Raw genomic sequence first — 20,072 nt, 5'->3', positions numbered from 1 at the left:
GTGCGGGCTCGTGCGGGAGGGTCACTGGCCTGAGGCCGGCCGCGGACCGGTTCCGCCGGCGGCTCAGCTCCGGGACGCGCGGTGGCGCTGGTAGTGGCGGGCGGCGCGGACCCGGTTCCCGCAGTTCGTCGAGCACCACTCGCGCCGGGAGTGGTTCTTCGTGAAGTACAGGACGCATCCGGGAGCCAGGCAGGCGCGCAGCCGGGACCGGTCGGGGTGCGCGAACAGCTCGACCGCCTCCTCGGCGAGGGCCGAGACCGCGGCCTCCGTGGCCCGTCCGCCGGTGCGGGTGAGGCGGGACGGTCTCTCGCCGGCCCTCCAGACCAGCGCCGACCACCGTGGTGCCGCGGCGGCGGCCCTGTTGACCTCGGCGACGGCGGTGTCCAGATCGCGCACGGGGGAGGCCGCCGCGGCCCTGGGGTCGTCGGTGGCCTGGGCCGCGAGCCGTCGCAGGGCGTCGCGGAGCGCGGACAGCCGTTGCGTCAGGCGGTCGGTGTCCGTGGTGGTCAGGGCGTGGAGGTCCTCCGCGACCGGCGGGTCCAGGCGCGGGGCGATGGCGCGCAGCCATGTCCGGGCCGCGGCTGTCTCGCCGAGTGCGTCGTGGAGGCCGTCCCTGTCGGCCCACAGGGTGTTCATCAGTTCCACGGGCAGCGGTTCGCCCAGCAGCGGCGCGCTCGTCCGGCTCCTCGCACCCACCTCGTCTCTCACGTTCGCAACCTACTCCATCCGTTGACAGGGGGTGGCGGGCGTGCAAGAGTTCTCATGCTTGTAATGGAAGTAAAGCGTTAGAAGATGTGCGGAGGGTGTTCGTGGGAACACCGGCTCCGCTCGCCCGCGCCGCCGTGAAGTGGACCGAGAACGCCATCCGAAAGGCCCCGTCATGTCCCAGGCCCGCCCGCCGCTGCCGCCCTTCACCCTCGACACCGCCACCGCCAAGGTCCAGGCGGCCGAGGACGCCTGGAACACCCGCGACCCGCACCGCGTCAGCCTCGCCTACTCCGAGGACTCGGTGTGGCGCAACCGCGACGTGTTCCTCACCGGCCGTGCCCGGATCGTGGAGTTCCTGACCGCGAAGTGGGAGCGCGAACTCGACTACGTTCTGCGCAAGAGCCTGTGGAGTTTCCACGACGACCGCATCGCGGTTCGTTTCCAGTACGAGTGGCACGACGCCGGAGGACAGTGGTACCGCAGCTACGGCAACGAGCTGTGGGAGTTCGATGAGCACGGTCTGATGCGCCGCCGCGAGGCCAGCATCAACGACGTCGCCATCGCCGAGTCCGAGCGCCGCTACTTCGGCCCCCGCCCGGAGGAGGAGCGCGGACGGGGGTACGACATCCCGCTTCGGTGAGCGCCGCCGCGCCGCGCGTCAGCCCTGGTCGTCCCGCAGGCGCGCGGCGTTGGCGGCGAAGGCCTCGCGCAGATAGGCGCTCAGTCCTTCGGCGTGGGCGTCGACGGTGGCGGTGAAGCGCTCGTCGTCCGCGTACATCCGCCCCAGGCCCCGGTGGATCTGGGGCGTGCAGTCGTAGAACCAGCGGGTGATGTGGGCGCGGTGGCGCTCGGCAAGGTCCATGGCCTCGGTGTTGTCGGCGGGAGTCCCCTCCCGCATGGTCCGGGCCAGGGCCTGGTAGATCTCCTCGCTCTCGGCGTTGACGCGTCCCCAGTCGGCCTTGGTGTAGGCGTTGACCCTACCCTGGGACTGGGCGTAGGCGTCGGTGCGGCCCCAGCGCCGGTGGGCCTCTTCGCTGTGGGCGTCCACGTCGAAGTCGCCGAAGAGTTCGAGGCGTTCGGCAGGGGTCAGGTTCAGGTTCATGGTCTCGGCCTCCATCAGGTGTTCGAGTGCCTGTGCCACCTCGCGCAGGCGGTCGATGCGTTCGGTCACCAGCCGGTGCTGCCTGGCCAGGTGGGTGCGGGTGTGGGCGGTGGGGTCGTCGAGCAGCGTGGCGATCTGGCCCAGGGCAAAGCCCAGCTCGCGGTAGGTCAGGATCTGCCGGAGCCGTTCCAGGTCCTGGTGGCTGTAGCTGCGGTGGTCCGCCGGAGTGCGTTCGGCCGGGACGAGCAGTCCGATCCGGTCGTAGTGGTGCAGGGTCCGCACGGTCTGCCCGCTCATGCGGGCGACCTCGCCGACGGCGTGTCCCATCTGTTCGGGCTTCCTCGCTGGTGGTGACGTGTGTTCGACGCTGGGTCCTGACGTCGCGTCAGGGGCAAGGAGCTTTCCCGGTGGTGCGGACCCGGTTCTCCCACCCCTTCCTACTCGCCGGTAACATCGGGGTATGAGCCTTGACCACACCACCGAGGACTTCCGGTTCGACCGGGACACCCGCGTGGAGAAGCGCGCCGACGGCGAGTTCGCGGCCACCCTCACCGACGCCTGGAACACCTTCACCACCCATCCCAACGGCGGCTACGTCCTGGGCGCCGCCCTCAACGCGCTGCGCCAGAGCCTGAGCCAGCCCGACCCCCTGGCCGTCTCGGTGTTCTTCCTGCGCCCCGCCGCCCCCGGCGATGCCACCGTGCGCACCGAGGTGATCCGTGAGGGGCGCCGCACCGCCACCGGACAGGCCGTCCTGGAGCAGGGCGGCAAGGAGGTCGTGCGCGCCACCGCCACCTACGGCGACCTGACCCCCGACCCCGCGGCGCGCGTGCTGGCCCTGGACGGGCCCCCGAAGCTGCCCGCCCCCGAGGACTGCTTCGTCCCGCCCGAGTTCGACCGGCCCGAGGGCCTGGGCATCGCCCACAGCGTGGAGTACCGCTACCCCGAGCGCCCGGGCTGGCTGGAGGGGAGGAAGGACGGCCGCCCGCACGCCGAGTTCTGGATGCGCTTCGCCGACGGCCGCGAGCCCGACACGCACTCCCTGGCCTCGATGGTGGACTTCGCTCCCCCGGCGGTGCTGGAGATCGGTGAGTTCACCACCATCACCGTCGAGCTGAGCGTGCATGTGCGCGCCCGGCCCGCCCCCGGGTGGCTGGCCTGCCGGGTGTTCACCAAGCACGTGTCGGGCGGCCTGCACGAGGAGGACATGGAGATCTGGGACGACACGGGCGTCCTGGTCGCCCAGTGCCGCCAGCTGGCCATGCTGCTCTGAGCCCTGTGCGCTCCGGGGTGGGGCCGCCGCCCGGGGCGGGCGTCGGCCCCGCCCCGCGCGTGGTGCCGGTCAGACCACCGCGCGAAAGTGCGTGGTCAGGCGGTGGTCCTCCTCCAGGACGTGGAAGGCCACCCCCGGCGGCTGGTCGCGGTCGGCGACCGGCTCGCCCTCCCAGGGCATGCGCAGCGTCCACGTCACCCCGGGCGCCAGCAGCAGGGGCCGCCCGGCGAAGGTGGTCGCCCCGCCGGTGTGGGCGTGCCCGACCAGGATCCCCGCCACCCTGGGGTGGGCCTGGAGCAGCCCGGCCAGGTCGTCGGCGTTGTCCAGGCGCATGGAGTCGGGCAGCGGGTGGTGCACCCGCACGGGCGGGTGGTGCAGGGCCAGCAGCGCGGGGGTCCGGCCGGGCAGGGAGCTCAGGGTCTCGTTGATCCACATCAGGGTGGTCGCGTCCAGGTGGCCGCCGTCCTGCCCGGGGACCGTGGAGTCGCAGGTCAGCACGGTCGCGCCAGCCACCTCGTGCACCCGGTTGAACGGTTCCTTGGAGGGCTCCTCCCCCAGCATCGCCTCCCGCATCATCCCGCGGTCGTCGTGGTTGCCGGGACAGGCCAGCACCGGGAAGGGCAGGTCCAGCAGACGGGCGGCCTCCTGGTACTCCTCGGCGGTGGCGTGCTCGGCGATGTCGCCGGTGACCAGCAGCGCGTCCGGTGCCTGGGCGAGTCCGCGCAGGTAGTCCACGGTCCGTGCGGCGCGCTCGGTGGTGTGCGCGGTTCCGTCCAGGTGCAGGTCGCTGACATGGGCGAGCAGAAGCGTCATGGCCGTCCTCGTGGTCGGGTGGGTTCGAGGCCTCGGTTCGGGGGTACGGGTCAGCGCTGATCCGCCGTTCCCGTCGAGGTACGTCGAAGGCTAATCCGCGCACACGGCCCACGACAGGCGTGTGCGCGGTCGCCCCCACGAGGGGCCGGACGGCCCGCCGGCGGCCCTCAGCCGATACGCGTCATGGTGGAGTCGTAGCCGCCCCCGCCCGGGTAGGTCCACGGGCCGGCCATGGTGTCGCCCTCGGCGTTGAACTCGCCCCGGAAGAAGGCGGGCGAGCCCTTCTCCCCCGCCCAGATGGTGAGGACGTCGCCCTCCAGCTCGTAGACGTAGTCGAAGGTGTTGCCCTGGCTGTCGTAGAAGCGCGACCGCAGGTCCTCGCCCGGCTCCTCGGCGCCGAAGGGACGCTCCCTGCCGATGATCTCCATTCCCACCACCTCCTGGCCGTACTGGTGCAGCCTGACGTCCTGGATGAGGAAGAACCCGCCCTCCATCCAGCGGTAGGTGACGGTGCCCTCGGCGCCGCCGGTGACCTTCCAGGTGCCGACCAGGCGGTCCAGGGCGGTCAGGGCGGCGTCGTCGCGGGCGCTCTGCTGCGTGTGTCCGGTGTTCTCGGTCATGGCGGTGCCTCTCTCAGTTCCGTGCGCGGCGGCACCGTGCCGTCGCGCCGTCGACACCCGTATGACCGGAACGGCTCAGAGAAGGAATCGGTCCGGGCGCGAAGAAATCCCGGGTGTACCGTTCCCCCCGTCCGGGGCGCGGGATCCAGGGGCCCGCCGCCCGCGGGTCACCGGGTCGGCGGCAGGCCGAACACCGGCAGCAGCTCGGGGCCGAAGGTGGTGATCTCCGCGACGAGCCCGTCCTCCACACGCAGGACGTCGATGTTGACCGCCGTGTGGACCGCCTCCCCCGGCATGCGCACGTAACTGGCCGCGGCGGGCTGCCGGTTGGCGTCCAGGGGCACCGAGATCCAGTCCCCCCAGGCCTGGCCGCCGGTGAGGACCGGGCGCCACAGGTCCAGGATGGCCGCGCGCCCGTCGTAGACCAGCGATGCCGGGGGCATGGTCTGGCGTGCGTCCTCGCGCAGCAGGGCGGCCAGGCCGTCCAGGTCGGCCCTTTGCGAGGCGTCCACGTAGCGTCGCAGCACGTCGCGCTCCTCCTGGCTGGGCGCGGTGGCCGCGCCCCAGTCGGCCCTGCGCTCGGGCAGGACGCGACGCAGGGTGGCCCGGGCCCGCTGGAGGGCGCTCTTGACCGCCGGTACCGACAGATCCAGCGAGCGGGAGGCCTCCTCGGCGGGCCAGCCCAGCACGTCGCGCAGGATGAGGACGGCGCGCTGGCGGGGCGGCAGGTGCTGGATGGTGGCGAGGAAGGCCAGTTCCACGGTCTCCCGGGCGATGGCGGACTCCTCCGGCCCGCCCTCGGCGGGCGCCGCCCGGTCCAGCAGCTCGTCCGGGTAGGGCTGGAGCCAGGAGACCTCGGTGAACGGTGAGGACCCCGGTTCTCGGGCCGCGGGCCTGGCGCGTCGTGCGGAGAGCGCGTCCAGGCAGGTGTTGGTGGCGATCTTGTACAGCCAGGCCCGGAAGGTGGAGCGCCCCCGGAAGGAGGCGCGGTTGCGCCAGGCCTTGAGCAGCGTCTCCTGCACCATGTCCTCGGCCTCGGTGAAGGAGCCCAGCATGCGGTAGCAGTGCACGCGCAGCTCGTGCCGGTGGCGCTCGGCCAGCGCGGAGAAGGAGGCCTCGTCCGCGGGACCCGGTTCGCCGCCCGCCGTGGTGCCCTTCAACGCGCTCTCGTCCGCCACGTTCCGTCCGCCCCCTCCGCCTCGCCTCGTCGGACCGATCCTAGACCGCCGGGAGTCCTCTCTCCCCGCCCGGGTTCGCGGCTTGTCAGCCGGTGGCGGCGCGCGCACGGATCCGGCGCGCGGTACGGCCCCGCCAGAGCACGCCGTGGCGGGGCGAGGCCAGGTAGGCCAGGGCGAAGGCCGCGGCCTGGGCGAGCACGATCAGTCCGCCGGTGGACACGTTCATGTGGAAGCTGGCGAAGACCCCCGCCACGGCGGCGGCCGCGGCCACCGCCGCCGAGATCACCAGCATCCGCTCGAAGCGGTCGGTGAGCAGGTAGGCGGTCGCGCCGGGGATGATGACCATGGCCACCACCAGGATGATCCCCACCGCCTGCAGCGCCACCACCACCGTGACCGACAGCAGGCCCAGCAGCAGGGTCTCCAGCAGACGCGGGTTGATGCCCATCGCGTGCGCGTGGACCGGGTCGAAGGCGTACAGGGTCAGGTCGCGGTGCTTGTACCAGACCGCCGTCAGCACCACCCCGGCCAGGACCAGCACCTGCCAGATGGCGGCGTCGGAGACCCCCAGCACGTTGCCGAACAGGATGTGTCCCAGGTCGGTCTGGCTGGGCACTCGGGAGATCAGGACCAGACCCAGGGCGAACATGGCGGTGAAGACCACGCCGATGACGGCGTCCTCCTTGACCCGGGAGGTACGGTTGACCGCTCCGATCAGGGCGACCGATCCGGCGCCGAAGACCAGTGCGCCCACGGCGAAGGGCAGCCCGAACATGTAGGACAGCACCACTCCGGGCAGGACGGCGTGGGAGACGGCGTCGCCCATCAGCGACCAGCCCACCAGGGTCATCCAGCACGAGAGGACGGCGCACGCCACTCCGGCGACCACGCTGATCAGCAGGGCCCGCCGTACGAAGTCGAACCCCAGGGGCACGGTGAACCACTCGGTGACCGCCGTCAGGGCGTCCATGCCGCTCCTCTTCCGTCGGTGTGGATGCCGAAGGCCTCCATGAGGGTCTCCGGGCGCAGGACCTCCGCGGGGTCGCCGTGGGCGATGACGCGGCGCTGCAGCAGTACCGCCTCGTCGCACAGGGCGGGTACCTGGGCCAGGTCGTGGGTGGACACCAGCAGGGTGTGCCCCTCCTGGCGCAGTTGGAGGAGGAGTTCGCTGATGTGGGACTCCGAGCGCTTGTCGACTCCGGCGAAGGGTTCGTCGAGCAGCAGCACGTCGGCGTTCTGGGCGATGGCGCGGGCGACGAAGGCGCGTTTGCGCTGGCCGCCGGAGAGCGCGCCGATCTGGCGGTCGGCCAGGTCGCTCAGGCGGGTGCGGGCCAGGGCGTGGTCGACGGCCTCCCGGTCGGCGGGGCGGGCCCTGCGGCGGCGTCCCATGTGTCCGTAGCGGCCCATCATCACCACGTCGCGTACGCGTACGGGGAAGGCCCAGTCGACCTGTTCGGACTGGGGGACGTAGCCGACCAGTCCCCGGCGGCGGGCGGTGGCGCCGGTGTGGCCGAGGATGCGCACGCTGCCGTGGTCGGCGGGGACCAGGCCGAGCACGGTCTTGAACAGGGTGGACTTGCCCGATCCGTTGGTGCCGAGCAGGCCGCAGATCCGGCCGGGGGCGAGGGAGAGGCTGACCGCGTCCAGTGCCAGGACGTCGCCGTAGCGGACGGTGGCGTCGGTGACCTCGATGGCGGCGCTCACGTGGCTCCTCCCTTGAGTCCGGAGACGATGGCCTCGGCGTCGTGGCGGAGCAGGTCCAGGTAGGTGGGGACGGGTCCGTCCTCCTCGGAGAGGGAGTCGACGTAGAGGGTCCGGCCCATCCGGGCGCCGGTCTCGCGGGCCACCGAGCGCTGGACACCGTCGTTGACGGTGCTCTCGCAGAACACGGCGGGCACCCGGTTGTCGCGCACGAACTCGGTGACGGCGACGGTCTGGCGGGGTGTGCTCTGGGACTCGGCGTTGACCGGCCACAGGTACATCTCGGTGAGGTCGGCGTCGCGCGCCAGGTAGGAGAAGGCGCCCTCGCAGGTGACCAGGGCCCGGGAGCTGTCGGGGACCTCGGCCAGTTCGGTCTCCAGGTAGTCGCCGACCTCGCTGATCTGCTCCTTGTAGTCCTGGGCGGCCCGGGTGTAGACGGCCTCGCCCGCGGGGTCGAGTTCGGTGAGGGCGTCGCGGATGTTGTCGACGTAGGTGTGGGCGTTGTCGGGGGACATCCAGGCGTGCGGGTTGGGCTCGCCCTCGTACCCGCCCGAGGAGATGGGGATGGTCTCGATGCCGTCGCTGAGTACGGCGGTGGGGGCCTGGACGCGTTCGGTGAACTGGGCGAACCAGGACTCCAGGCCGAGCCCGTTCTCCAGGATGAGGTCGGCGCCCTGGCCGCGGACGAGGTCGTCGGGGGTGGGTTCGTAGCCGTGGACCTCGGCGCCGGGCTTGGTGAGGGAGGCGACCTCGACGCGGCCGTCGGCGACGTTGCGGGTCATGTCGGCCAGGACGGTGAAGGTGGTCAGGACCAGGAGCCGTCCGTCGTCGCGGGTCTGGCCAGCTGAGGCGGAGCAGGCGCTCAGGGCCAGGGCAAGGGTGAGGAGGGCGGCGGGGAGCTTCGCCGACCAGGAGTTTATGGAAGCCTCATCTCTAAAGTTCGGCACGCCTAACTTTTTACCACAAGAGAGCCAAACTACACATCACGGTGGAACCTGCGGCGGGTCACGGTCGCCGGTTCTGGGCACCCACTACCCGGGCGGGCACCGCCGACACACCGGGCGGGACGGGTGCGGGAGGCGCTCGCGCGGTGCGTCCCCACGGCGACGGCCGGGAACGGGGCCGAGGAGACCCACGCCCCGTCCGAAGCGGCCGAGGAGCTCACTAGACTGACGCCCGGCACGCGGGGAACCCTCTGTCCCCGCGGGCTTTCGACGCTCAGGGGCCGCAGCGGCCCACACCCCCAGGGAGTCCTATGCGGGCCGAACCGCATCGCACACTGCATGGCCGTTACCACCTGCTGGCCGAGATCGGCCGGGGCGGGATGGGACGGGTGTGGCGGGCCCACGACACACGGCTCGACCGCACCGTCGCGGTCAAGGAGATCCTCCTGGGCCCCGGGCTGGACGAGGACGAACGCGACCGGATGGCGGCCAGGGCCCAGCGCGAGGCGAGGGCCACCGCCATGGGCCGCCACCGCAACATCGTGACCGTGCACGACATCATCGAGGATGACGGACGTCCGTGGATCGTCATGGAGTTCCTCACCGGGCGCTCCCTGCACGCACTGGTGCGCGAGAGGGGGCCGCTCGACGCCCACGTGGTCGCCGGGTGGGGTCTGGACCTGCTCAGCGCGCTGACCACCGCGCACGAGCAGGGCATCACGCACCGCGACGTCAAACCCGAGAACGTCATGGTCACCGACTCCGGGCAGGTGGTGCTCACCGACTTCGGTATCGCCACCATCACCGACGCCACCGCCCTCACCCAGACCGGGGGGATGGTCGGATCCGCCGCCTACCTGGCCCCCGAGCGGCTGGCCTCGTCCCCGGCCACCTCGGCGAGCGACCTGTGGTCGCTGGGCGCGACCCTCTACCACGCCGCCACCGGGACCTCCCCCTTCCGCAGGGAGACGGTCCCCGCGACCCTGCACGCCATCACCATGGAGGAGCCGGCCGACCTCCTGGAACACGGGCCGCTGAACGAGGCCGTGCGCGGCCTGCTGGTGAAGGATCCGGCGCGAAGGATCAGCGCCGACCGGTGCCGCGTCCTGTTCCGCGCGGCGGCCGGGCGGGAGCACCCGGTCCCCGAGGCGCCCCGCAGGGGCGGGCGCCTGTCCTGGCCGGTGGTGGTCCTCACCCTGGGGCTGGCCTCACTGGTGACCGCGGTGACGTTGCTGGTGGTGCTCGATCCGTGGGGGGCGGGGTCCGGCACCACCGCGGCGGCCTCCGGCGCGGACGCGGAGGAGGAGGCCACCGGTGAGGGCGGGGAGGGCGGCGCCGCCCTCATCCCCTCCGCGGAGGGGATGACCTGGACGGAGGAGTCCCACGGCTTCGGCATCCTGGTCCCCGACGGCTGGATCCGCCGGGTGGACGGCAGGGGCGTCTTCTACGACTCCCCCACCGACAGCTCCTACCTCCAGGTCGACCTGGCCGAGCACCCCACCGACGACGAGTACCAGCACGTCCTGGACCAGGAGGAGAACGTGCTCGCCTCGGGGCGCATGCCGGGATACGAGCGCCTGCGGATCGAGGACGTCACCGACGCCACCGGCTTCCACTCCGCCTCGGAGTGGGAGTTCACCTGGAACAGCGACGGCCGGATCCGTCACCTCCTGGCCCGCAACATCACCGTGGCCCCGGGAACGTACTACACGATCGCCTGGGTGGCCCCGGAGTCCTCGTGGGACTCCCAGGCGGACGAGCGCGCCGCCGCCCTGGGCTCCTTCACCTCGTCCTGAGCCCCGGCCGGGCGACCGCGGCACCGCTCTCGACGACGCCGAGGACGGCGCGGGGGCCGCCCGCCACGGGCACGAGGGGTTGGGGGTCGAGACTGGCAGGAGTCGTTGATCGAGTGACCTGTATTCTCCGTGGCTTCTGCCGCTCCGGTCACTGCGCGTGGTCGCTGGGGGCGTAGCGGTTCCAGTTGGCCGCTGCTTCTTCTGTCTTGCGCCACGTAGTCTCCAGGCATGTCTGACATCCCTGCGCGTTTGACCGTGGTGACACTCGGAGCCCGGGACATGCCCGAGCTCCGACGGTTCTATCGAGCCTTGGGGTGGAAGGAGATCTCGTCCAGTAGTGACGGCTGGGCGGGTTTCCTCCTTGGCGGCGTGCTGCTGTCCCTGTATCCCATGGAGGAGCTGGCCGCCGAGGCGGCGGGCGGTGCTTCCGCTCCGATCGGCTGGTCAGGGTTCACGCTCGCCTGCAATGTGGATGCTCCTCAGCAGGTGGACGCAGCGTTCAAAACCGCTGTCCGAGTCGGCGCCGCGGTCGTGGCCGAGCCGGTGGACCGCCCCTGGGGAGGACGGTCTGCCTATATCGCGGACCCGGAAGGCAACCGCTGGGAGATTGCCTGGGCGTCAGGGGCGAGGTTCGACGACCGAGGCTCACTGACCGCCTTCGGTGACTGAAACCTGTTCTGGAGCAAGGGCCAAGAAGCGCAGACTTGACCATCCTCGGTCGCTGGGTGTGTAGCGGTTCCAGCTTCCTCCGGCTTCGGTGAGGACTTGCGTGGTGGTCTTGTCGTGGAATCCCAGGGCCCGGGCGATGACCGGAGCGGGGGCTTGGAGAACGAGTTGGCGCAGTGCGGAGGTGCGCACCGCTGTTCCAGGGATACCGATGTCGCGGATCAGCTCGGCGAGGCTGTAGGGGTGCATGGGGCGTCCGGCCCTGCGGCCGGGGAACAACCAGGTCGCATCCCCGTTGGTGGTGTTCATATTGGTCCGCTGCTTCCTGGCCCGCAGTGGCAGGTCGGCGAACGGTTCGGGGACCGGAGTCGGCGGGTCGCCGAGGTCGTGGTCGGGACGAACCTGATCTGTGCGTAGGAGATGCCCTGGCCGTCCAGGATCGCCCGCACCTGGGTGTTGCGCTCGTGCACGAACCAGTCCCACTCGCGCCCCTGTGCGGACGAGGCGTCCTGCTGGACCTGCATGGTCGTGACGTCGCCGAGCGCGATACGGGTGTCCCGGGTGCCGGGCGGGCCGCTGATGTGCATGTAGCGGGCGTCATGGCGATCGAGGAGGTCGAAGAAGGCGGCCTCCCCCCTCGGGAAGGTCGCAGCTCTGGCGCCAGCGCCTCAGCTCGGCCCAGACGATCGGGCCTCGATGTCGAGCCGGCCCCGGTTCTTCTGGGCTCGGCGGCACTGCGCCTCGCTCTCGCCCCGGTGAAAGAAGTGTGGGATCTTCTCGCCGCCGATGCGGGTGAAGAGCTGTCGCCCGTACCCGTTGACCGTGCCCCGCACCAGAAATCCACGCCGGTGTGCTCCCGGCGGAACTCGAGGGCGGCGTCGTGTTCCAAGGGCGGGAAGACAGCGTCTTGGGAGTCGGCTGTCGGACCTTTGACGGCCGTCTGTACCAGGCGGCGGTCCTGTGCTGCTGCGGAAGTCGAGCGGAGTTGGGTCCAAGCGTGGAACTCCTTCCAAACACACCAACCCGGGTTCGGCCCCGAACCGCTACAGGGTCGCAGAGCGTCACCACTGCACCGGGAGGCGGTTCAGGCCGCCGGTGAGCACGTCCCGGCGCGTGCGCAGCTCCGCCACGTCTTCGGCCATGCGCAGGGCGGGTAAACGCGTGGTCAGCCCGGCCAGGACGGCGCGCAGCTCCAGGCGTGCGAGCGGGGCGCCGATGCAGTAGCGGGCACCGTGCCCGAAGGCCAGGTGGGGGACACCGGATCGGGTGATGTCGAAGCGGTCGGGGTCGGGGAAGACGCCGGGGTCGTGGTCGGCCGCGCCGGTGTTGCACAGCACCAGTTCCCCGGCGCGCACGTCCGTGCCTTCGATGCGCAGGTCGGTGCGAGCGTAGCGGGGGATCCCCCCGCCGCCGCCCCGGGACGGGGCGCGCAGGATCTCCTCGACCGCGCCGTCGACCAGGCCGGGGCCCTCGGCCAGGGCCCGGTACTGGCCGGGGTGGGCGAGCAGGAACAGCACGCCCAGGCCGATCTGGGTGACGGTGGTCTCGTGCCCGGCGAAGAGCAGGGCCATGGCGAGCCGGGCCGCCTCCTCGTCACCCACGTCCGGGGCCTGGGCGAGGCGGGAGACCACGTCGTCGCCCGGGTTCCGGCGCTTGCGGGCCACCAGGTCCAGGCCGTAGCCGAACAGCTCGCCCAGCCCGCGCTCGGAGCGGGCGCGGTCGGCGGTGTCGGCGGCGTCGCGGGTCCAGGTGCGGAAGCGGTCGCGGTCGGCGTAGGGCACGCCCAGCAGCTCACAGATGACCAGGACCGGCAGCGGCACGGCCAGGGCCTGGACCAGGTCGGCCGGTCGGGGGCCCCGCTCCAGGCCGTCCAGCAGAGCGGCGGTCAGCTCGTCCACACGCGGGGTCAGGGCGCGCACGCGCGCCGGGGTGAAGTGGGGACGCAGCAGCGCGCGCATCCGGGCGTGGTCGGCCTTCTCGGTGGAGAAGTCTCCCTGGGGCCCACCGAAGAGCGCGGACTCGCCGGTGCGGGCGGCGCCGGCCGGATCGGGGTGGGAGCGGCCGAGCCGCTCGTCGGAGAGCAGGGCGCGGACCTGCTCATACCCGGTGACCAGCCATGCCGGGTCGCCCGTGGCCGTGCGGACGCGGTGGATGGGCCCCTGTTCGCCGAGCCTGCGCAGGAGCGGTGGTGCGACCAGGGGGTCGGGGCGGTCGAAGGGCAGCTGCGGGATCAGCGGGTCCACGGGAACCTCCGATTTGTTAACCCTGCCTTGTACACCCATGTTTAAACAACGCTATATGTATACTCATCCGTAAACAAGAGGGGATGGGGATGGCCGACGAAACGGTGCCCGGGCCGCAGGAGGGCGCGCCCGTGCGGCGGATGCGCCGCATCGAGCGGCGCGCGCAGATCCTGGAGGCGGCGACCCGGGCCTTCGCCCGCGGCGGGTACGCCGACACCTCCCTGGACGATGTGGCCGCTGAGGCCGGGATCAGCCGGGTGATCCTGTACCGGCACTTCGACTCCAAGGGCCAGATGTACCGGGCTGTCCTGGACCTGGCGTGCGCGCGCCTGGGCGAGCGGGTGGGCGAGGGAGACTTCACCGAGCAGAGCATCCCGGCGCTCCTGGCGGCCGCGGCCGAGGACCCCGACGGGTTCCGCCTGCTGTTCCGACACGCCGCGCGCGAACCGGAGTTCCGCGACCTGGTCGACGGCCTGACCGCTGCCTCGGTCGAGCTGGCGCTGCGCCAACTGGCCGGGGTGATCCCTGATCCGGCCTGGGCGCGCTGGGCCGCCCGCCTGGTGTTCACCGTCGCCATCGAGGGGGCGATCGCCTGGCTGGACGAGGGGAGGCCCGACCCCGGCCGCGCCGCTGAGCGCATCGACGCGGCGGTGCAGGGCGTGATCGCCGCGGCCCGCGGACCGGTGCGCTCCCCCGGCGGCACGCCGCAGGGCCCAAAGCAGGGCCGAGGCGGCATCCGGGATTAGGGGCAGGACACGCTCACCGGACCCGGTGGTGGTCGACGGCGGCGACCGCTCCTGCGTGTGCCTGCTGCTGGAGCTGCGCGAACACCTGCGCAGCCTGGGCCCGGACACGCTGTGCACCTGATCGCGTCCGACCCGGCCGATCTCGTCCACGAGCGCGTGGATCTGCGTGGTGGTCAGGGCCATGCACAGCAGCATGTGCGCGAAGACCCCGTCCACGGAGGCATCCGCCAGGGGCAGGGGTGTGCGGGCGTCGTGCAGGTGCGTTTCCACGCGGTCCGCCACTGCCTGTTCCCGGGCGGCGCGGGCCAGTTGCTCCAGGGCGGTGGCGCCGAAGTCGGCGGCGTGCACCCGCAGTCCCCGCAAGGCCAGCCACAGGGCGTCGCGCCCGTGTCCGGATCCCAGCTCCAGCACCGTGCGGGCCCCGCGGACGGTGAACACCTCCAGCGCGCGCCGGGCGGGCTCTGAGGGATCGGCGCCGTACATGTGTGAGTGGCGTTCGTAGGTGCTCTGCCAGTGCTTGCGCTGGGTCGCGCCCAGGTCGGTGTCCACGTCGGTGCTCTTCAAATCGGGCAGGGCGCGCAGCTTGTCCTCATTGCCCTCGCGCACCGCACAGTTGAGGAGCTTGGAGGTGATCAGCACCTCCAGCACGTCCAGGGCATCATCGACCGAGACCGTCTCCAGATGGCGGACGGTGGCCAACAACGTGGCCTCCTGTCGGTCCGCGACCAGGTCGGCCAACGCGGGGGCCTTGGCGCGTATCCCGTACCGGGCCAGCGCCTCCAGCTTGATCTGGGGGACGTCGTCCACCTGCACCTTCCCGGCGCCGATCCCGGAGATCTGGCTGGTGCGGTCCAACGCCTGGACCAGGGCCGGGGCTGGAGACCCGGTCGGGTTCGGTACGCAGCCGCTCCAGCTCGGAGAAGCGGGCCTGGTCGGGGACCTGGAGCAGGGCGCCCAGTTCGGCGCGCACCGGGTGCGGGATGCGCCGGGCCACCACCTGGTGCAGGCGGGCGTTCTCCGCCTTGCGCACCCGACTGACCGGGCGGGAGAGGACCGTCAGGCCGAGCAGCAGGATCTGATGCTCGAGCAGGTAGAGCACGGCCCGGTCGAACAACGCCTTGGGGCCTTCCTCGCTGGCCCACACCCGGGCCGCGAGGTAGGCGCGCAGGTCCTCCTCCCCGGCGGAGAACTCGCGGTAGCCGAAGGTGTCGCGGATCTGCCAAGCGTGCTCATAAGCGGTCTGAGCCCGGGTGCGGTACTCCTCCAGGCGGCCCGGGTCGACGTCGAGCTGGTCGGCGACGAAGGCCACCGCGTGTTCGGGCACCGGGTGGGGCGGTCGGGTTGGAACACCCCGAGCATGCGCACCGTGCCCCACTGCACGGCCCACCCCAGCCGGGTGGACGGGGTGCGTTTGCCCATGGCCAGGTCCAGGGCGAGGGGGCCGACCGCCGTGGAGCCCGCACGGTCCCCGCGACCCCGCACGTCCTGCTCATCCGGATCCCTCCAGGGCCCCTCGGGCGTCGGCGGCCCAGTGCGGCGCCCCGGCCCGCCCGGCCACGCGCAGGGCCTGGCGGTAGTGCCGCAGAGCCTGGTCCTCGTTCCCCAGCGCGCGGGCGAGGCCGCCCAGCTGTTGGGCGACCGGCCCCAGGGTCAGCAGGCCGCTACCCGCACCGGCCAGTTCCTCTGACGCGGGCAGCAGGCGGCGGTAGGCGCGCTCCATCGCGGGGCGGTCGCCGGCGGCGGTGGCGGCGCGTGCGGCCAGGCAGGTCAGGGCCTCCTGGAGCAGATCCGGCGGTGCGTCCGGCACGGGGTCGCGGTGAGGGCCCGGGCGGGCCAGCGCGCGGGCCCAGGGCGCGTAGGGTCCCCAGTCCTGCCCCAGGTCCACCGGTGCGGGCCCGGCGCCGCGCGTGTGCAGGCACAGCAGGGCCAGCGGGAGGATGCCCTGCTCCACACCCGGCATGCCGGCTCCGGCCAGGTGCGTGCTCGCGGTGCGGTAGGCGGCCTCGGCCTCCTCCACGCGTCCCGCCGCGGTCAGGCGCAGAGCGCCGTACCACCGCGTCAGCACGCCCACGAGCGGGATCCCGTACCGTGCGCCCAGCCGGTCGGCGGCCGAGGCGTGGGCGTCGGCGGCGGTGAGGTCGGCGAGCGCGCTGTGGGCCTGGAGGAGGACGAGGTGGCCGAGCACCTCGAAGGTCACCAGATGGTGCCGGGCGGCCAGTTCGACCAGCTCCTCGCCGATCTCCACACGCCGGGGAGCCAGTCCCGTCCGCCCGAAGGAGTGCATGAAGCGGGCGTTGAGGGCCAGGACCAGCAGTGCCGGGTCGTCGAGGTCGCGGGCGATCTCCTCGGCCTGGCGGGCGGCGAGGCGGCCCCGGTCGCCGGGGGCGGCCCGCAGTTCCAGGGCGAGGGTGCTCAGCAGGCGGCCGCGCTGTTCCCGGTGCGACCGGGGCAGGGCGGCCAGGGTGCGCTCGGCCGCCCCGGCGATCCGGCGGGCCAGTTCCTCGTCGTCGTTGCGGGTCCACACGGCGGGTACGTCGAAGGCGGTGACGACCTGCGCCGTCAGGTACGTATCGCCCAGTTCCTCGGCCGAGGCGACCGCCTGGGCGCGGTGCCGGCGGGCCTGCTCCAGGCGTCCGGTCACGGCCAGGGCGCGCACCATGCCCATGACCGCCTCCAGGCGGGCCCGCTGGTCGGCCCCGCCCGAACGGTCGTGGGCGGTGACGGCCTCCCGCCACAGCCGGGCCGCCTCGTGCGGGGCGAAGCGCTCCTGTGCCCGCAGCGCCGCGAGGCGGGCGTGGTGCGCGGCCCTGGCGGCCGTGGCGCGGGTGCCCGCACGGCCGAAGTGGTGGGCCAGCCAGGCGGCGCGGTCGGGGTGCAGCGCCTCGATCGCCTCGGCCACGGCCGTGTGCCAGCGCGCGCGGCGCGGCCGGGAGAGGTCCTCGTACAGGGTGTCGCGCACCAGGACGTGAGCGAACCGCAGCGGGCGGGCGCCGTCCCGTTCGGCGGGGTCGGCCTGTTCGGTGAGGAAGCCCGCCCGCAGGGCCTCCTCCAGGGTGTCGAACAGCTCCTCCTCGTCCTGGTACAGGGCCGCCAGGACGTCGGGGTCGACGTCGAGGCCGATCACGGCCGCCTGGCGCAGCAGGCGCCGGACCGGGGGAGCGAGCGCGGCCAGGCGGTGGCGGATGAGGTCGCGGACCCCGGCGGGGACCGTGTCGAGCGCGGCGTCCCCCTCGGCGGCCAGGAGCCGGGCCAGTTCCCGTGCGAAGAAGGGGTTGCCGCCGCTGCGCCGGTGGATCGTGCGCAGGGCCCGCGCGTGGACGTCGTGGCCGGCCAGGGACCGTACGAGTTCGCCCGTGGCGGTCTCGGGCAGGCCGCCCACGTAGACCCGGGCCGGTTCGCGCGGGGCCAGGCGGGCCAGGGCCGCGGTCAGCTCCGGGTGGACCTCGCCGGTGCGGTAGGTGCCCACCAGCAGCGCCGGTCCGGGGAGCGGCTCGCGGGCCAGGGCCGTGACCAGCTCCAGGGTCTCCGGTTCCGCCCGGTGCAGGTCCTCGAAGACCAGCAGGACGGGTGCCCGCTCCGTCGCCGTGGCCAGGAGGCGCACGGCCTCGCGCAGGACCTGGAACCGGGCCGCCGCGGGGTCGGCGGCCGGGTGCGCGGGGACGGTGTCCCGGTCGGGTCCGGTGCCGCCGCTCGTGCCGGTGTCCTCCCCGGTGAGGGGGTCGCCCGGTGGTGCTCCGGCGGGGGCGCCGGCGCCGGTGAGCGCGGTGCTGATCTGCGTCCAGGGCCAGGTGGCGGGTGCGCCCTCGTGCTCGGGGCTGCGGCCCCAGGCCGTGGTCCACCCGGCCGCGGCCAGTCCTCGGGTGAGCGCGTGGGCCAGGGCCGTCTTGCCCGCTCCGGCGTCACCGGAGAGCAGGGCCACCCGGGCGGCCGTGTGCGGCGCGGCGGACGCCGCGGCCCGCTCCAGCAGCTCCAGTTCCCGGTCGCGGCCCACGAACGGGTGCGGTGCGGGCTCGAAGGGCGGTGGCACCGCTCTCGGGTGCGGGCCGGTCCGCGTGGCGGGGACGGTCCGCGGGGCCAGGTGGGGGGCCTGGTCCAGGATGTCGGCCTCGGTCCGGCGCAGTGCGGGACCGGGGTCCACCCCCAGCTCCTCCGCCAGGGTCCGGCGCGCCCGGCGCAGGGCCAGCAGGGCGTCGCCCTGGCGGCCCGAGCGGTACAGGGCCAGGGCCAGCTGCCGCCAGGCGTCCTCACGCAGCGGATGGGCCAGGGTGTGCTCCTGCAGGACGGGTACGGCGTCCTCGGCCCGGCCCAGTGCCAGCAGGGCCTCGGCCCGCCGCTCCACGGCCAGCAGCCGCAGCCCGTCCAGCCGGTCGGCCTCCGCGCGCGCCCATGGGTAGGAGGTGGTGAGGTCGGCGTAGGCGGGACCGCGCCAGAGCGCGAGCGCCTCCTCCAGTCCGGTCAGCGCCTCACCGGCCCGCCCCTCGCTGAGCAGCGCGCCTCCGCGCGCCACGGCCGTCTCGAATCGTCGGGCGTCGACCGTTTCGGGGGTGGTGCGCAGTGCGTAGCCCGGTGGCGCGGTCACCAGCAGCCGGGCGGGCTCGCGCGCGGGCCGGTCCGGTTCCAGGGAGCGGCGCAGGGCGAAGACGAAGGTGCGCACCGCGGCCACCGAGCCCCGGGAGGGCTCCGGCCACAGGTCCGCGACGAGCCGGTCCAGGGGCAGGACCCGCCCCTCGGCGATCAGGAGCCGTGCCAGCACAGTGCGGTGCCGCGGGCCCCTGAGGTCGAGCGGCCCGTGCGCGCCGACCGCCTCCACGGGGCCCAGCACGCCGAAGGCGACCGCCGCCTCCTTCCCCACATGCCCCGTCATGGCCGCCAATCTATCCGGCGGTCGGCCCCGGTCCGGACCGTCGGCGCTCGTGCTCATCCGTTGCTCATCGGCCGCTCACCGGCCGCTCACCGGCTCCCGGCAGGCTCGTGCACGACCGAGCTCGCCGGAACCGCTCCGGGGAGCCTCGTCCGACCGGAGGAGAGCACCGTGGAACCGAGGATGCAGGGATGGGACTACCAGCGCGTTCCCGTCGCCGAGGGGGTGGCGCTCAACGTCGCCGTGGGAGGGTCGGGCAGTCCCCTCGTGCTGTTGCACGGCTTTCCCCAGACCCACCTGATGTGGCGGCACGTGGCGGCCGACCTGGCCGCCGACCACACCGTCATCTGCCCGGACCTGCGCGGCTACGGCGACAGCGACAAACCGGCCGACACCGACGGGCGGGCCTACGCCAAGCGCACGATGGCCGCCGACGTCCTCGCCCTGGCCCGGGCCCTGGGGCACGACCGCTTCGCCCTGGCGGGCCACGACAGGGGCGCCCTGGTCGCCGTCCGCGCCGGGCTGGACCACCCGGGGGCGGTCACGCACCTGGCCTGCCTCGACGTGCTGCCGACCCTGGACATGTGGGAGGTGATGCGCGGGACCTCGGCCGCGGTGGGCTTCCACCTGTACCTGATGGCCCAGCCGCCCGGCCTGCCCGAGCAGCTGATCGGGGCCGCCCCGGACGTGTTCTTCGGGCACTTCCTCGACGCCTGGTCCCGCGATCCCGGGGCGATCCCCGGCGAGGTGCGCGCCGCCTACCTGCGGGCCTCCCGTGAGGCCGTGCCCTCCATCGTCGCCGACTACCGTGCCTCGGCCGGGATCGACGTCGAGCACGACGAGGCCGACCGCGCGGCCGGAAGGCGGCTGGGCATGCCGGTGTCGGTGCTCCAGCAGGACTGGGGTGCGGCGCTGGGCTATGACGCCGCCGCGGTGTGGAGAGCCTGGGCGCCCGACCTGTACCACGGCACGGTGACCTGCGGCCACTTCATGGCCGAGGAGGCCCCGGCCGAGGTGGTCGGGGCGCTGCGCGACCTCCTGGCCCGGTAGGCGGGGCGCCCGGGGGGTGCCTGGAGTCCCCACCGTCGGGTCCGGCCGTCCCGCCCCGGCCGCGGCTCCTGCTCCCCCGCCTGGTGGGAGGGCCCCGCCAGGTCGGTGAGTTGGCGCAGCAGGGCGTCGGCCGCCCAACCGCGCCACCTCTCCACCGACCAGCCGCAGTGGACGGTGTACAGGGTGTACACCGCCGAGCTGAGCAGGGTGAGCGCGGTGTCGGCCGCGTCCTCCACGGTCAGGCCGGGGCGCGGGACGCCCCGGTCGGCCAGGGCCTGGGCGCACACGCGCTGCACGGTGCGGCGCTGGCCGGCAGTCCCGGGCCACCGCGGCCCTCACCGCCTGGGCGGTCGGCCTGGCCGCGGGGCTGG

19 protein-coding genes and 1 pseudogene are annotated in these 20,072 nt (G+C 73.3%); 6 read left to right on the top strand and 14 right to left on the bottom strand.

The genetic code is table 11. The features are described from left to right. Nucleotides 1-63 precede the first annotated feature (63 nt). Entirely contained in the window at nucleotides 64-708 is a 645-nt protein-coding gene (locus A6A08_RS04525; RefSeq protein ID WP_242422110.1) for an ABATE domain-containing protein, read from the bottom strand. A gap of 172 nt (nucleotides 709-880) precedes the next feature. Between A6A08_RS04525 and A6A08_RS04520 the strand changes: the two genes are divergently transcribed. Further along, entirely contained in the window at nucleotides 881-1,348 is a 468-nt protein-coding gene (locus A6A08_RS04520; protein WP_073701238.1) for a nuclear transport factor 2 family protein, read from the top strand. Nucleotides 1,349-1,366: 18 nt separating this feature from the next. Here A6A08_RS04520 and A6A08_RS04515 read toward each other — a convergent pair whose 3' ends face one another. After that, nucleotides 1,367-2,137 carry a MerR family transcriptional regulator gene (locus A6A08_RS04515; protein ID WP_073701237.1) on the bottom strand — a complete coding sequence of 257 codons (771 nt, stop codon included), beginning with the start codon at nucleotides 2,135-2,137 and terminating at the stop codon, nucleotides 1,367-1,369. Nucleotides 2,138-2,270: 133 nt separating this feature from the next. Here A6A08_RS04515 and A6A08_RS04510 point away from each other — a divergent pair, with 133 nt between their 5' ends. Further along, the gene (locus A6A08_RS04510) at nucleotides 2,271-3,083 is read left to right on the top strand and encodes a thioesterase family protein (protein WP_073701236.1); all 813 of its coding nucleotides are present in this window, start codon (nucleotides 2,271-2,273) and stop codon (nucleotides 3,081-3,083) included. 69 nt (nucleotides 3,084-3,152) lie between these two features. Here the strand turns inward: A6A08_RS04510 and A6A08_RS04505 are convergent, their stop codons facing one another. The 6 genes from A6A08_RS04505 to A6A08_RS04480 all read right to left on the bottom strand — a co-directional run bounded on the left by A6A08_RS04505 (nucleotide 3,153) and on the right by A6A08_RS04480 (nucleotide 8,342). Continuing rightward, nucleotides 3,153-3,896, bottom strand: a complete 744-nt coding sequence (locus tag A6A08_RS04505; protein ID WP_073701235.1) for a metallophosphoesterase — start codon at nucleotides 3,894-3,896, stop codon at nucleotides 3,153-3,155. A gap of 167 nt (nucleotides 3,897-4,063) precedes the next feature. Continuing rightward, on the bottom strand, nucleotides 4,064-4,516 hold the full coding sequence (locus A6A08_RS04500) for a hypothetical protein (protein ID WP_073701234.1): 453 nt from the start codon (nucleotides 4,514-4,516) through the stop codon (nucleotides 4,064-4,066). Nucleotides 4,517-4,683: 167 nt separating this feature from the next. Next, nucleotides 4,684-5,694, bottom strand: coding sequence for an RNA polymerase subunit sigma-70 (locus A6A08_RS04495; protein ID WP_083608832.1), 1,011 nt, complete (start codon nucleotides 5,692-5,694; stop codon nucleotides 4,684-4,686). Between the two features lie 85 nt (nucleotides 5,695-5,779). Continuing rightward, entirely contained in the window at nucleotides 5,780-6,664 is an 885-nt protein-coding gene (locus A6A08_RS04490; RefSeq protein ID WP_073701232.1) for a metal ABC transporter permease, read from the bottom strand. Then, nucleotides 6,652-7,398 (bottom strand): metal ABC transporter ATP-binding protein, encoded by a 747-nt coding sequence (locus A6A08_RS04485; RefSeq protein ID WP_073701231.1) that lies wholly within the window; start codon nucleotides 7,396-7,398, stop codon nucleotides 6,652-6,654. The genes A6A08_RS04490 and A6A08_RS04485 overlap by 13 nt, the downstream gene beginning before the upstream one ends. After that, nucleotides 7,395-8,342, bottom strand: coding sequence for a metal ABC transporter substrate-binding protein (locus tag A6A08_RS04480; protein ID WP_073701230.1), 948 nt, complete (start codon nucleotides 8,340-8,342; stop codon nucleotides 7,395-7,397). The genes A6A08_RS04485 and A6A08_RS04480 overlap by 4 nt, the downstream gene beginning before the upstream one ends. A 308-nt stretch (nucleotides 8,343-8,650) precedes the next feature. Here A6A08_RS04480 and A6A08_RS04475 point away from each other — a divergent pair, with 308 nt between their 5' ends. Both A6A08_RS04475 and A6A08_RS04470 read left to right on the top strand, forming a co-directional pair. Beyond that, entirely contained in the window at nucleotides 8,651-10,135 is a 1,485-nt protein-coding gene (locus A6A08_RS04475; RefSeq protein ID WP_073701229.1) for a serine/threonine-protein kinase, read from the top strand. A gap of 228 nt (nucleotides 10,136-10,363) precedes the next feature. Next, nucleotides 10,364-10,804, top strand: coding sequence for a VOC family protein (locus tag A6A08_RS04470; RefSeq protein ID WP_073701228.1), 441 nt, complete (start codon nucleotides 10,364-10,366; stop codon nucleotides 10,802-10,804). Here A6A08_RS04470 and A6A08_RS27395 read toward each other — a convergent pair. The 3 genes from A6A08_RS27395 to A6A08_RS04460 form a co-directional block, all read right to left on the bottom strand. After that, nucleotides 10,781-11,110 (bottom strand): hypothetical protein, encoded by a 330-nt coding sequence (locus A6A08_RS27395; protein WP_143181666.1) that lies wholly within the window; start codon nucleotides 11,108-11,110, stop codon nucleotides 10,781-10,783. The two genes, A6A08_RS04470 and A6A08_RS27395, sit on opposite strands and share 24 nt — an antisense overlap. Beyond that, nucleotides 11,107-11,388, bottom strand: a complete 282-nt coding sequence (locus tag A6A08_RS26950) for a hypothetical protein (protein ID WP_083608830.1) — start codon at nucleotides 11,386-11,388, stop codon at nucleotides 11,107-11,109. Before A6A08_RS26950 ends, A6A08_RS27395 begins: the two co-directional genes overlap by 4 nt. Before the next feature lie 474 nt (nucleotides 11,389-11,862). Beyond that, nucleotides 11,863-13,044, bottom strand: coding sequence for a cytochrome P450 (locus tag A6A08_RS04460; RefSeq protein ID WP_242422109.1), 1,182 nt, complete (start codon nucleotides 13,042-13,044; stop codon nucleotides 11,863-11,865). 89 nt (nucleotides 13,045-13,133) lie between these two features. Here A6A08_RS04460 and A6A08_RS04455 point away from each other — a divergent pair, with 89 nt between their 5' ends. Then, entirely contained in the window at nucleotides 13,134-13,790 is a 657-nt protein-coding gene (locus A6A08_RS04455) for a TetR/AcrR family transcriptional regulator (RefSeq protein ID WP_083608850.1), read from the top strand. Nucleotides 13,791-13,973: 183 nt separating this feature from the next. On the opposite strand, the pseudogene A6A08_RS04450 reads toward A6A08_RS04455, so the two are convergent. The 3 genes and pseudogenes from A6A08_RS04450 to A6A08_RS04440 form a co-directional block, all read right to left on the bottom strand. Further along, nucleotides 13,974-14,273 (bottom strand): annotated as a pseudogene (locus A6A08_RS04450) (class I SAM-dependent methyltransferase); the annotation flags it as partial. Between the two features lie 175 nt (nucleotides 14,274-14,448). After that, nucleotides 14,449-15,165 carry a DUF4158 domain-containing protein gene (locus A6A08_RS04445; RefSeq protein WP_274534000.1) on the bottom strand — a complete coding sequence of 239 codons (717 nt, stop codon included), beginning with the start codon at nucleotides 15,163-15,165 and terminating at the stop codon, nucleotides 14,449-14,451. A 114-nt stretch (nucleotides 15,166-15,279) separates the two neighbouring features. Beyond that, on the bottom strand, nucleotides 15,280-18,654 hold the full coding sequence (locus A6A08_RS04440) for a BTAD domain-containing putative transcriptional regulator (RefSeq protein ID WP_073701224.1): 3,375 nt from the start codon (nucleotides 18,652-18,654) through the stop codon (nucleotides 15,280-15,282). A gap of 168 nt (nucleotides 18,655-18,822) precedes the next feature. Here A6A08_RS04440 and A6A08_RS04435 point away from each other — a divergent pair, with 168 nt between their 5' ends. Beyond that, the gene (locus tag A6A08_RS04435; RefSeq protein ID WP_073701223.1) at nucleotides 18,823-19,701 is read left to right on the top strand and encodes an alpha/beta fold hydrolase; all 879 of its coding nucleotides are present in this window, start codon (nucleotides 18,823-18,825) and stop codon (nucleotides 19,699-19,701) included. Nucleotides 19,702-20,072 lie beyond the last annotated feature (371 nt).

Origin of the sequence: Nocardiopsis sp. TSRI0078 (genome assembly GCF_001905145.1) — a bacterium.
In the GTDB taxonomy this organism is placed as follows: domain Bacteria; phylum Actinomycetota; class Actinomycetes; order Streptosporangiales; family Streptosporangiaceae; genus Nocardiopsis.
This window is presented reverse-complemented; position numbering and strand designations above follow the sequence as displayed.